The sequence below is a fragment of the Pseudonocardia sp. Cha107L01 genome, assembly GCF_052566575.1.
Map to the genome: position 1 here is coordinate 6,171,546 of NZ_CP199579.1, position 11,868 is coordinate 6,183,413.

At 71.4% G+C, this 11,868-nt stretch carries 9 protein-coding genes; 8 read left to right on the plus strand and 1 reads right to left on the minus strand.

Annotated elements, in window-relative coordinates; all coding sequences use genetic code 11:
- Positions 1–46: 46 nt before the first annotated feature.
- The 6 genes from ACTXG6_RS28920 to ACTXG6_RS28945 are packed head-to-tail and all read left to right on the plus strand — an operon-like array spanning position 47 to position 7,842.
- Positions 47–1,354: an extracellular solute-binding protein gene (locus ACTXG6_RS28920; protein WP_445182557.1), complete on the plus strand. Its 1,308-nt coding sequence runs from the start codon at positions 47–49 to the stop codon at positions 1,352–1,354.
- Positions 1,354–2,301, plus strand: coding sequence for a carbohydrate ABC transporter permease (locus tag ACTXG6_RS28925; protein WP_445182558.1), 948 nt, complete (start codon positions 1,354–1,356; stop codon positions 2,299–2,301). Before ACTXG6_RS28920 ends, ACTXG6_RS28925 begins: the two co-directional genes overlap by 1 nt.
- Positions 2,294–3,193, plus strand: a complete 900-nt coding sequence (locus tag ACTXG6_RS28930; protein ID WP_445182559.1) for a carbohydrate ABC transporter permease — start codon at positions 2,294–2,296, stop codon at positions 3,191–3,193. Before ACTXG6_RS28925 ends, ACTXG6_RS28930 begins: the two co-directional genes overlap by 8 nt.
- A 13-nt stretch (positions 3,194–3,206) precedes the next feature.
- Positions 3,207–3,968 carry an SDR family NAD(P)-dependent oxidoreductase gene (locus tag ACTXG6_RS28935; protein WP_445182560.1) on the plus strand — a complete coding sequence of 254 codons (762 nt, stop codon included), beginning with the start codon at positions 3,207–3,209 and terminating at the stop codon, positions 3,966–3,968.
- A complete protein-coding gene (locus ACTXG6_RS28940) occupies positions 3,965–5,815 on the plus strand; it encodes a heparinase II/III domain-containing protein (RefSeq protein ID WP_445182561.1) in 1,851 nt (616 codons plus the stop codon). The genes ACTXG6_RS28935 and ACTXG6_RS28940 overlap by 4 nt, the downstream gene beginning before the upstream one ends.
- Positions 5,812–7,842 carry a DUF4962 domain-containing protein gene (locus tag ACTXG6_RS28945; protein WP_445182562.1) on the plus strand — a complete coding sequence of 677 codons (2,031 nt, stop codon included), beginning with the start codon at positions 5,812–5,814 and terminating at the stop codon, positions 7,840–7,842. Before ACTXG6_RS28940 ends, ACTXG6_RS28945 begins: the two co-directional genes overlap by 4 nt.
- Before the next feature lie 7 nt (positions 7,843–7,849).
- Here the strand turns inward: ACTXG6_RS28945 and ACTXG6_RS28950 are convergent, their stop codons facing one another.
- Positions 7,850–8,887 carry a LacI family DNA-binding transcriptional regulator gene (locus tag ACTXG6_RS28950; protein WP_445182563.1) on the minus strand — a complete coding sequence of 346 codons (1,038 nt, stop codon included), beginning with the start codon at positions 8,885–8,887 and terminating at the stop codon, positions 7,850–7,852.
- A 232-nt stretch (positions 8,888–9,119) separates the two neighbouring features.
- On the opposite strand from ACTXG6_RS28950, the gene ACTXG6_RS28955 reads away from it, so the two are divergent.
- Complete coding sequence (locus ACTXG6_RS28955) at positions 9,120–10,283, plus strand: ROK family transcriptional regulator (RefSeq protein ID WP_445190126.1); 1,164 nt, start codon at positions 9,120–9,122, stop codon at positions 10,281–10,283.
- A gap of 208 nt (positions 10,284–10,491) precedes the next feature.
- Positions 10,492–11,868 carry an extracellular solute-binding protein gene (locus ACTXG6_RS28960; RefSeq protein WP_445182564.1) on the plus strand — a complete coding sequence of 459 codons (1,377 nt, stop codon included), beginning with the start codon at positions 10,492–10,494 and terminating at the stop codon, positions 11,866–11,868.

The following is an 11,868-nucleotide window of genomic DNA, read 5'->3' on the forward strand; positions in this document are numbered from 1 at the left end:
GGTAAATCGACGCACCGCTCTCGTCCGCTTCGAAAGGCCCAAGCAGATGAATGCCTGGTCACGAGGCCTGTCCCGGCGTGAATTGCTCACCGCCGGCGCCTCGGTGGCCGGGCTGGCTGGGCTGTCCGCGCTCGCCGGCTGCGGCGCCAGGCTGTCCACCCCGTCCGACCTCGGCGGCCCGCCCGAGGGCCACATCAACCTGCTCACGCCGATCTTCCCCGGTGCCGACGGCAAGGCACTGCTGGAGAAGCAGCTGCTGCCCCAGTTCCTGGCGCGCAACCCGAAGGTCACCGTGTCGGTGGACTACACCACCTACAACTACCTGAACCAGAAGATCACCACCGGGCTGACCACCGGCATCCCGGCCGACGTGATCATGCTCGGGGTGGGCTGGGTCGAGCCGTTCGCGTCCCGGCAGGTGCTCTCGGAACTGACCATCCCGCCCAGTGGCCTGGCCGGCTACTCCGAGCGGGTCCTCACGTCCTGCCGGTGGGGCGGCAAGCTCTACGCCCTGCCCGTCGTGCTGGACACCCGGTTCGGGATCGCCCGCCGCGACATCCTGGCCCGGGCCGGCTTCAGCCGCCCCCCGACCAGCATCGACGAGCTGCGCGAGTATGCCATCGCGCTCACCCGGCGCACGGACGGCAAGCTCACCTGTGCCGGGCTGGACGTGCAGAGCCTGGACCCCCGGCAGTTGTTCGAGACGGTGTTGTTCGCCTTCGGCGGCGACCTGTTCCGGGGCGGCCGGCCGGCGTTCAACGACCCCACCGGGGTGGCCGCGCTGCAGTGGCTGGCCGACCTGCAACTGAAGGACAAGGTCATCGACCCCGGATTCTCCAGCCCGAACAGCACCACGCTGCCGATCGCCGACGGCCGGGCCGCCATGTCCATCGGGCACAACAACGCGTGGGTCACCACCTCGAAACAGCGCCCCGAAGTGCTGGGGCAGCTGCAGCCGTTCCTGCTCAACCAGGCCAAACCGTCGATCTTCGCCGGCGGCACCCTGGTCACCGTCTCGGCGGCCTCCCGACACCAGTCCGCGGCCCAGGCACTGGCCGCGTTCATCGCCACCCCGCAGGTGTCGCTGGCCGGCGCGGCGCAGCGGGGCAACGTGCCCGCACTTGCCGAGCTGGACAACACCCCCTACGTGCGGAACCACCCGCTGATCCAGTTCGGGCTGGACAACCTCAAGTACGGCCGGCCGGAGGGTGGCATCGCGGCGTGGCTGTCGCTGCGCGAGGAGATCCTCAACACCGTGCAGTCCGTCACGACCGGCCGCCAGGACGCCCAGCAGGCACTCGACGCACTGGCCGGCGTGGCCGACGCCGCAATCGCCGACTTCGGGGTGAACTGATGACCGCGTCCGAGGTCCACCCGCCGCTCCCGGTCGACACCGCGCCGAGCGGCCCGGCGGCGCCCAAGCGCCGGCGCCAGGTCTCCGACCACCGGGCCCGGGTGGCCTGGACGATGGTGGCGCCGGCCGGGCTGCACGCGCTGTTCTGGATCGCGCTCCCGGTGCTGGCCACCTTCGCCCTGTCCGTCACGAACTACAGCGTGCTGGCCCCGCTGCGGTTCGTCGGGCTGGGCAACTACGTCACGGCCTTCCGCGACCCGATCTTCCTCACCTCGATCTGGCACACCGCCGTCTACACCTTCTTCACCGTGCCGGTCGCGATGGCGATCGCGGTGTTCCTGGCCGTGCTGCTCAACCAGCAGATCCGGGCGCGGGCCTGGTACCGGGCGGCGGTCTTCCTGCCCCAGGTCACCGCCACCGTGGCGGTCGCCACCGTCTGGTACCAGATCTACGACCCGTACAGCGGGCTGGCCAACAAGCTGCTCAGCTTCCTCGGCATCACCGGCCCGGCCTGGCTCGCCGACCCGAGCTACGCCCTGTCGGCGGTGATCGTGATGGGGGTGTGGCAGGGGATCGGCATCAAGATGATCATCTACTTGGCCGCGCTGCAGAACCTCCCCGACGAGCTCTTCGAGGCCGCCGAGCTGGACGGGGCCAACGCCTGGCAGCGGTTCCGTCGGATCACTCTGCCGATGCTGCGCCCGGCCACCCTGTTCGTCGGGGTGGTCTCGATCATCAGCGCGTTCCAGGCGTTCGACCAGGTCTACGTGCTCACCCGGGGCGGCCCGGCCAACGCCACCACGATGATGACCTACGAGGTGTACAAGAACGCGTTCGCCACGTTCCAGATGGGGATGGCGTGCGCCAAGTCGGTGGTGCTGTTCGTGTTCCTGTTCGGCCTGACCGTGCTCAACCGGAAGCTGACCGGCGGTGACGAGGATGAGTGAGCGCGCCGCCGGGAGTCGTAACCGGCTGACCCCGCGGCTGCGGGTGGCCACCCACCTGCTGCTCGCCCTCACCGCCCTGGCCATGGTCGCGCCGTTCATCTGGATGGCACTCACCTCGTTCAAGACGGACCGGGACATCGCCACGTTCCCGCCGACGTGGCTGCCCAGCACCTGGCGGCTGGCCAACTACACCGACGCGCTCAGCGTGGCGCCGTTCGGGATCTACTTCCGCAACAGCCTGATCATCTCGGTCGGGCATGTGGTGATCAACCTGCTGCTGGCGTCGCTGGCCGGTTTCGCGCTGGCCCGCTACCGCTTCCGCGGCCGGGAGGCGGTGTTCCTCGGGTTCATCGCGATGCTCATGATCCCCACCTACACCAAGATCGTGCCGCAGTTCCTGATCGCCAAGACCATGCCGCTGTTCGGTGGCAACGACTGGCTGGGCTCGGGCGGCTCGGGTTGGGTGAACACCTGGTGGGGCCTGATCATCCCCGGCGCGGTGACCCCGTTCGCGGTGTTCCTGTTCCGGCAGTTCTACCTGTCCATCCCGCGCGAACTGGAGGACGCGGCGCGCATCGACGGGTTGGGCGAGTGGTCGATCTGGGCGCGCATCGCCAGCCCGCTGATCAAGCCGGCGTTCGTCACCGCCGGGCTGCTGACCTTCCAGGAGTCGTTCAACAACTTCCTCTGGCCGCTGCTGATCACCACCGACGACAACAAGCGGGTGGTCCAGCTGGGGCTGACCGTGCTGAAGGAGTCCGGGGAGGGTTTCACCACCCAGTGGAACCTGCTGATGGCCGGCACCGCCATGGCCAGCCTCCCGATGATCGTGCTCTTCCTGCTGACCCAGCGCTACTTCGTGCAGGGTCTGGCCACAACCGGAATCAAGTGAACGGAGATCGTGAGTGACCGTCGAGCAGACACCCGTCCGGGCCCTGGTGACCGGAGCCGCACACGGCATCGGCCGAGCGATCGCCCTGGCTCTCGCCGAGGCCGGCGCCGACGTCGCGGTCCACTACGGACACTCCGCCGACGAGGCCGAGAAGACCGCCGCCCAGATCACCGCACTGGGGCGCCGCGCCAAGACCTTCGCCGGTGACGTCCGGGACTCCGCGCAGGTCAACACCTTCGTGGCCGACGCGGTGGAGTTCCTGGGCGGGCTGGACGTGCTGGTCACCAACGCCGGGCACCTGGTCGGCCGCAGCCCGGTGGCGGACATGACCGACGAGCACTGGCACAGCGTGATCGACGTCAACCTCAGCTCCACCTTCTACACCTGCCGGGCCGCGCTGAGCAGCCTGGCCGCCTCGGGCGGTCGGATCGTGACCATGGCCAGCGTGGCCGCGCACAACGGCGGCGGGCCCGGCGCGGTGGCGTACGGGGCGGCGAAGGCCGGCGTGGTCGGGTTCACCAAGGCGCTGGCCAAGGAGGTCGGTCCGAAGGGGATCACCGTCACCTCGGTCGCGCCCGGCTTCATCGCCAACACCGCCTTCCACGACACCTTCACCTCGCCGGAGGCCCAGGCGGCGAACGTCAGCTCCATCCCGGTCGGCCGGGCCGGCACCCCGGACGACGTCGCGGCGGCCGTGGTCTACCTCTCCTCGCCCGCCGCGCGCTTCCTCTCCGGCGCCACCCTCGACATCACTGGGGCTCAGTGGCTTCGTTGACCGGGTCGGTCTCCTCCGGCGGCACGGTGGTCGAGGTCCCGGCGATCCCGGGTCGGCGGGGCGGCTGGTGGCACGAGTACGTCTGTCCCACGCACGGCACGGAACTGCTGCCGGCCCGTGACCAGGTGTTCCCGTGTCCGCACGGGTGCGAGCTGAGCGGTGAGCCGTACGCGGGCGCCTGGACGGTCCTGGCGCACCAGGCGGCGGCCCGCTCGCTGCGGCGGCTCGCGGTGCGCGCCCGGGGCGGTGACCGCGCGGCCGGCGATGCGGCGGTCGCCGGGCTGGCGCGCTACGCCGAGCTCTACGAGCGGCTCGCCGGCGAGACGCACCCGGACGCCCAGGGCTGGATGCTGTCCGGCCGGCTGTTCCAACAGGCGCTCACCGAGGCGATCTGGGGCACCTCGCTCGCCCATGCCGTGCACACGCTGGCCGGGTCGGTCGACCACGAGCGGCTCGAACCGGCCGCCGCCCTGCTGCGCGCGCTGCGGGACGGCGCCATGGCGGCCCGGGGCGTCCTGGTCGAGCGGGACGACTTCCGCAACAACTACACCGCCTGGCTGAACGCCGCCGGCTCGTCCGCGAGCCGCGCGCTGGCACTGCTCGGCGAGACCGACCAGAGCGCCGGGTGGCTGACCGGCGAGCACGGCATCGCCGCGCACGCGGCGGCGTCCATCCACCCCGACGGCTGGGAGTGGGAGGGCAGCAGCTACTACCACGTGTTCGTGCTGCGCGGGTACCTGCTGGCGCTGCGTGACTGCGCACCGGGGACCGTCCCGGCGGACCTGCTGCGCCGACTGCTCGACATGACCGCGGTGGTCGCCACGCTCGGCACGGACACCGGCGGCACGTTGCCCGCGGTGCACGACACGCCGTACGCGGGCCCGCGCTGGGACGACGAGCTGTACGAGCTCTGCCTGCTCTCCGCCGGTCTGCCGGGCGCACCGAGCCTGGTACACCTCGCCGAACCACTGGCCGCCCGGCTGCGGCCGGACCTCGAGGACCACTGGCGTTCCGAGGAGGCCCTCGGCTGGTTCGGCGCGACCCGTACCGCCGCCGAGGTCCCCCAGCCGCGGAGCCGCCTGTTCCCGGACGCGGGGTACGCCGTTCTGCGCGGCGCCGGCTACCAGGCGGTGCTCGACCTCGGGCCGCACGGCGGCTCGCACGGACACCTGGACAAGCTGGCCCTCTACCTCTACGGGCCGAGCGCCGCGTGGCAGCCCGCCTACGGCGTCCCCCCGTACGCCCATCCGCTGCGCCGCGACTACTACACCCGCACCGCCGCCCACCCGACCCTCACCGTGGACGGAGCCGACCAGCGCGAGGCGACCGGCCGACTGCTGTACTGGCACGACGACGTGGCGGGCGGGTTCACGGCCGTCGGCGCCGAGGCGGACGTCTACGACGGTGTCCGGTTCGAACGACACCTGCGCGCGGATACCGAGCAGCTGATCGACGTGGTGACCGTCGAGGCGGACCGCGAGCGGGAGCTCGTCCTGCACCTGCGGACCGACGTCGACGTGCAGGTGCGGCGGAGCGGCGCCGGCACCCACAGCCACTGGCCCGGCGACTCGGGGCTGACCGGGTGGCACGCCGCCGCCCCCGCCTCCGCACTCACCACCGGCGCCGACCTGGGGCCGGCCGACGACCCGCAGCGCTCCCGGCCACACCTGCGGTGGCGCACGGTCGGTCAGCGTGCGGTGTTCGCGTCGGTCTACTCCCCCGGTGGCGTGGCGAGCGGGATCAGCATCGAGCAGGCCGGCGACGACCTGACCATCCACGTCCAGCGGCACCGCGGTGAACCGGACCGCTGGCTGGTACCGAGCCGGAGGGACGGAGTGACGCGGTGACCGAGCCACGGCTGCTGATCGGTGGGGGGCGGCTGGACCGGCTGCGCACCGAGATCCGGGACGTCCGGGCCGCCCAGTTCCTGCGGCTGCTCGACCAGTGCGAGTTCTACGCCGGTGACAACCCGCCCGAGGAGCACCCGGAAGCCTCGATCACCTACCTCGGGCCGGCGAGCGCGGGGTTCGCACTGGCCTACCGGCTCACCGACCAGCCGCAGTACCTGGACCAGGCGCGGCGGTGGCTCGCGGCGGCCGTGTCCTACCCGCACTGGGGCCGGGCGCACATGCCGGACCACGACCTGGACGCCGGCTGGTTGCTGCACGGCCTCGGGCTGGCCTACGACTGGCTGGGCGACGCGCTGCCGGCGGCCGAGCGGTCGGCGCTGCGGGAGAAACTGATCCTGCAGGGCGACCGGCTGTACCGCTTCGCGGTGGAGTCCGAGGGCACCTGGTGGTCCTCGTCGTACTGGCAGAACCACAACTGGATCTGTTACGCGGGCGTGCTCACCGCCGGCTACGCGCTGCGCGACGAGCACCCGCCGGCGAAGGACTGGACCGCACGGGCGCTGGACAACTTCCGCACGGTGGCCGACATGCTGCCCGCCGACGGGTCGGGCAGCGAGGGCGTCGTCTACTGGCGCTACGGCGTGCCGTCACTGGCCATCGCCTTCGAGCTGATCGAGGAGCAGGACGGCGTCGACCTGTTCGAGTCCTGCGCGTTCCTGCGCAACACCTTCAGCTACCGGCTGCACCAGAGCGCGCCCGGCTGGGAGTACATCGTCGACCACGGCGACTGCCACGACCGGCGCAGCGGGCACAGCCTCGCGCTCTACCACAAGCTGGCCGGCGTCTACCGGCTCGGCGCGGCGCAGTGGCTGGCCGAGCGGGTGCGGACCGGCTTCCTCGGCCGGGAGTGGCACGAGAGCGGGGTCAAGCCCGGGGTGCGCGCGGAGGGTTACCTCGAGCTGCTCTGGTACGACCCGACCGTGCCCGCCGAGGCGCCCGAGCAGCTGCCGACCTCGGCCTACTTCCCGGACCTCGGCCTGGTCACCGCCCGGACCGGGTGGGACGACGACGCGGTGCTGCTGTCGTTCAAGGCCTCCCCCGGCGGCGGGCACCGGGCCTGGGAGACCAGTCACCGGATGCGCGACGAACGCGGCTGGGACACGCTCAACGCCGGGCACCACCACCCGGACGCCAACACGTTCGTCCTCATCGGGCACGGCTCACCGCTCGCCGTCGAGGACGGGTACGCCAACAACAAGCTGACCCGCAACCACAACGTCATCCTGGTCGACGGCTCCGGCTACGCCGGCGAGGACCGCTACCACGTCTACAAGGACATGCCGCTGGCGCACCAGGCGCACGTGCACTCGGTGCGGACCGCCGAGGGCTGGGTGCACGCGGTCGGCGAGACCGCCGCGATGTACCCGGCCGAGCTGGGCGTGCTGCGGGTCTCCCGGCGGGTCCTGTTCGGCCCGAGCGGCAGCCTGCTGCTGATCGACGACCTCGAGGCCGGGACGGAGCGGACCTGGACCTGGCTGCTGCACGCCGACCAGCCCGCGACCGCCAAGGCCGGCGAGGGGATGCTGGTCCGCTCCGGCACCGGGGCGCTCACCGTGCACGCGCTCCCCGGCGGCGAGTTCGGGCAGAGCGAGTTCGGGCAGAGCGAATTCGGGCAGAGCGAATTCGGGCAGAGCGAATTCGGGCAGCGCGAATTCGGGCAGAGCGAGACCCTGGTGACCGCGAACCCGACCTCCAGCACGCCGAGCCTGGTGGTCGGCCGGCGGCTGCACACGCTGCGCCGGGAGATCGGCCCGGTCCGCTCGGCGCGGTTCGTCAGCCTGCTGCTGCCCGGTTCCGCCCTGGAGCCCACGCCGGACGACCAGGTCAGCGGCACCGCCGACGAGATCAACTGGCGGCACGGCGACTGGGCCTACCGGGTCCGCCTCGATGGGACCGACGTCGAGGCGACCGCGCGGTCCGGCGGCGAGGTACGGCGGATCCGGGCCAGCGCGACGGAGGTGTGACCGACCGTCACCGCGCTGGCCGGACCGGGCCCGTCGAGGCTCGCACCACCAGCTCGGGGCGCATCAGCACCGACCGCCCGACACCGGTGGCGCTCGACCCCAGCAGGTACTCCACGGTCGCCGCGGCCATCTCCGGCAGCGGCTGCCGGACGGTGGTGAGCGCGGGAAACGTCAGGTCGGCCAGCGCGATGTCGTCGAAGCCCACCACCGAGATGTCCCGGCCGACCTCGAGCCCCGCGTCGCGGACGCCGGCGCAGACCCCGATGGCGAACATGTCGTTGTTCGCCACGATGGCGGTGGGGGCCGACGCGGCGCCGAGCAGCTCCCGAGCGGCGGCCCGTCCCGCCGCCGCGGCGTCCCGGTCGCCGTCGCGGCCGTTGCCGCCGCGGTGCACCAGCGCTCCCTCCGCCGGTAGGCCGGCGCGGTCCAGGGCGCGGCGGAAGCCGTCCAGCCGCTCCTGCCGGTTCACACTCGCCACCGTGCCGGAGACGAATGCCAACCGGCGGTGCCCGAGCTCGAGCAGGTGGTTGGTGGCCAGCTGGGCGCCCAACGAGTTGTCCACGCTGATGTTGGTCAGTGGCGGGTCGCCCAGCTGGCCGGTCCGGTCGAAGGCCACGATCGTCATGCCGCGCCGCAGAAATGTCTCGACGTGCGCGATCGAGGGCAGCGAGGAGCACAGCAGCACGCTGCCGATCCCGTCGGCCCACAGCTCTTCCAGGTACTCCGACTCCCGGGCGGGGTCGCGTTCGCTGTTGCACAACAGCACCCGGAAGTCCGACCGCAGCGCGACCGATTCAACGAGTTGCGCGAAGGCACCCCAGAACGGGTTCGCCACCGACGGCACGACCAGGCCGAGCATCTGGATCCGCCCGGTGCGCAGCTGCCGCGCGGCCCGGTTCGGCCGGTAGCCGAGCGCGGCGATGGCCTCCTCGACCCGCACCCTCGTGGCCGGCAGCATCCGGCGGTCGCGCCCGTTCAGCACGTTGGACACGGTGCTCGGCGACACCCGCGCGGCCCTGGCCACATCTTGGATGGTGACGGCCACGCGCCCAGCCCTTCATCTGACGGCAGCGCCGGCGGATTCGAGTGGTAAAACGATACACCGCAGCCGATCCCCCAGGACACGGCGGCAACGATCTCTGGGCCCTGAGGCCGATTTGCGCAGTTTGCGGTGAGCCGTTGACGCTCCCGGGCCGGCGACCTACAGTCCTCCGAAACCGTCTGTAAAGTTTCCTAATTAACTCGGGGGCGCGAGCGTGCGAGTCGGTAGCCCACGGATGCTGCGCGAGCTCAACGATCGCGCCGCCATCGACGTCCTGCTCCGGGAAGGTCCGCTCACGCGTTCGGAGCTGGAGTCCGCGATCGGGCTGTCCAAACCCGCCACCGCCCAACTGCTCACCCGGCTGGAACAGGACGACGTGGTCGGCAAGGCCGGGCTCCGCAGCGGCGGGCGCGGTCCCCGGGCGCAGCGCTGGGCGGTCCGGGGCGGCCTCGCGCACGTCGCGGCCGTCGACCTGACCCCGCACCTCGCCGACTTCGTGGTGGCCGACGTCGCCGGCACCGTGCTCGCCGAGTACCAGGTCACGCTCCCGGTGCACGAGGGCGCGGACGTGGTCGGGACCTTCGGCGAGGCGCTCTCACACGTGGCCGCGGCGGCCGGCCTCGGGCTGTCCGAACTGGCGAACGTGGTGATCGGCGCGCAGGGCGCGTTCGACCCGCGCACCGGCCTGCTCTCCTCGGCGCCGCACATCCCCGGCTGGCTGGGCTTCGACGTGCCGGCCCGGCTGAGCGAGAAGCTCGGCGTCGAGGTCACCATCGAGAACGACGTCAACCTGGTCGCGGTCGAGGAGATGACCGAGGGCAAGGCGGTCGGGATCGACGACTTCGTGATGGTCTGGCTCAGCGAGGGCGTCGGTGGCGCGGTGGTCATCGGTCGGCGACTGCTGCGCGGTACCACCGGCGGCGGCGGCGAGATCGACTGGATGCGGGTGCCCGACCCGGCCTCGGTGGACACCGGTGACCGGTGGCCGCCGGCCGGCGCCCGCTTCGGCAACCTGGTCGACTCCCCCGCGATCATCCGGCTGGCCGCCGCGCACGGCCTGACCGCGGCCACCGCCTGGGCCGCGGTCACCCTCGCCAGACGGGACGGCGCCGACGGGTTCCTCGACGACCTCGCCCGCCGGGTCGCCGGGGGCATCGCCAACCTGGTCGCGATCGCGGATCCGCAACTGATCCTGCTGTGCGGCGACACCAGCCGGGCCGGCGGTGAGGAGCTCGCCGCCCGGGTGGCGGGCCGGCTGCACGAGCTGGTGCTACCGCGCACCCCGGTGGCCGTCGCGTCGGTGCAGGGCAACGCCGTCCGTGCCGGTGCCCTGCAGTCGGCGCTGGCCATCGCGCGGGCGGACCTCTTCGGCGTCATCACCCCCGCCCTCGCGCACTAGGGCGTGTCTGGTGGATCTATGGCGAGCGAGCGGTGATCCAGATGTCGTCTCGCAAGGCGGAGAAGTCGCCGATCCCGGGGTTGGATCGGCGGCGACGACAACGCCGCGAGGCGGCATCTGGGTGCCGCGTAGCCGGCTGGAGATCCACCAGACATGTCCTAGAGCTCAACCGTGAAGCCCGCTGCCCCAACCGAGTAGGAGGAGGGTCATGCGCACCCTGACCCGGAGGATCGCCCGAGGGCGTCGTTCTCTGCTGTTCTGTGTCGCGGTCGTCATCGCACTGCTGACCACCGCCTGTTCCGGCGCCGCCGCACCGGGCGGGGGCGCCGCCGGGCAGGCCGCGGCGCCGCCGGGGCGCGACGACACACTCACCGTCACCGTGTACAGCAAGTTCACCTCGCGCGAGTACGACGTCGTCACCAAGGCGCTGAACAAGCTCAAGGACAAGTACCCGAACATCGAGATCAAGCACGAGGGCAACCAGGACGACGACAAGATCACCCAGTCGATCCGGAGCGGCAACCCGCCGGACGTGGCGATCTCGTTCTACACCGACAACCTCGGCGTGTGGTGCTCCAACGGCAGCTTCCAGGACCTCCAGCCCTACATCGACCGGGACCGGATCGACCTCGACCAGATCCCGAAGGCGGTCCGCGACTACACGGGCTACCAGGGCAAGCGCTGCGCGATGCCGATGCTCGCGGACGTCTACGGCCTCTACTACAACACCGACATGTTCGCGGGAGCCGGCATCACCGCGCCGCCGAAGAACACCACCGAGCTGCTCGCGGACACCAAGAAGCTGACCCAGTTCAACCCGGACGGGTCGATCAAGGTCGCCGGCTTCATCCCGTCGATGCCGTTCTACGCCAACCAGGCCCAGTACTGGGCACCCAACTTCGGCGCGAACTACTTCGGGCCCGACGGGAAGTCCGACCTCGCCGACAGCCCGGCGTGGAAGGCGATGTTCCAGTTCCAGAAGCAGCTCGTGGACTTCTACGGCGGGCACGACAAGGTGGAGCAGTTCAAGTCCGGCCTCGGCGACGAGTACTCGGCCGACCAGGGCTTCCAGGCCGGCAAGCTGGCGATGGCCTACGACGGCGAGTACCGCGACGCGTTCGTCTCCGACCAGGCGCCGGCGCTCAAGTTCGCCACCGCGCCGGCACCGGTGCTGGACAGCCTGTCGGCCCAGTACGGCGGCGGGTTCACCACCGGCACCATCATCGCCATCCCGAAGGGGGCCAAGCACCCCGGCGCGGCATGGGAGCTGATCAAGCAGGTCACCCTGGACACACCGACGCTGGTCGACCTGGCCAACGGGCTCAAGAACGTACCCAGCACGACCGCCTCGCTGACCGACCCGAAGCTCGTGGCCGACCCCCAGTTCAAGACGTTCCTGGACATCTACGGCAGTGGCAAGCTGGTGGCGAACCCGCCGTCACCGATCGGTGACGCCCACCTCAAGGCGGTCAACGACTTCGCCGAGCGGTGGCAGGCCGGCGGGGTGCCGGACCTGACCGCCGGCCTGAAGCAGGTCGACGCACAGATCAACGACGCGCTCGCGCAGAAGCCCACCGGCGGCTGA

Bases quoted from the DNA above. Each gene is read 5' to 3' on its own strand.
- ACTXG6_RS28930 (WP_445182559.1), top strand. From the start codon at position 2,294: ATGAGTGAGCGCGCCGCCGGGAGTCGTAACCGGCTGACCCCGCGGCTG.
- ACTXG6_RS28955 (WP_445190126.1), top strand. From the start codon at position 9,120: ATGCTGCGCGAGCTCAACGATCGCGCCGCCATCGACGTCCTGCTCCGG.
- ACTXG6_RS28960 (WP_445182564.1), top strand. From the start codon at position 10,492: ATGCGCACCCTGACCCGGAGGATCGCCCGAGGGCGTCGTTCTCTGCTG.
- ACTXG6_RS28920 (WP_445182557.1), top strand. From the start codon at position 47: ATGAATGCCTGGTCACGAGGCCTGTCCCGGCGTGAATTGCTCACCGCC.
- ACTXG6_RS28925 (WP_445182558.1), top strand. From the start codon at position 1,354: ATGACCGCGTCCGAGGTCCACCCGCCGCTCCCGGTCGACACCGCGCCG.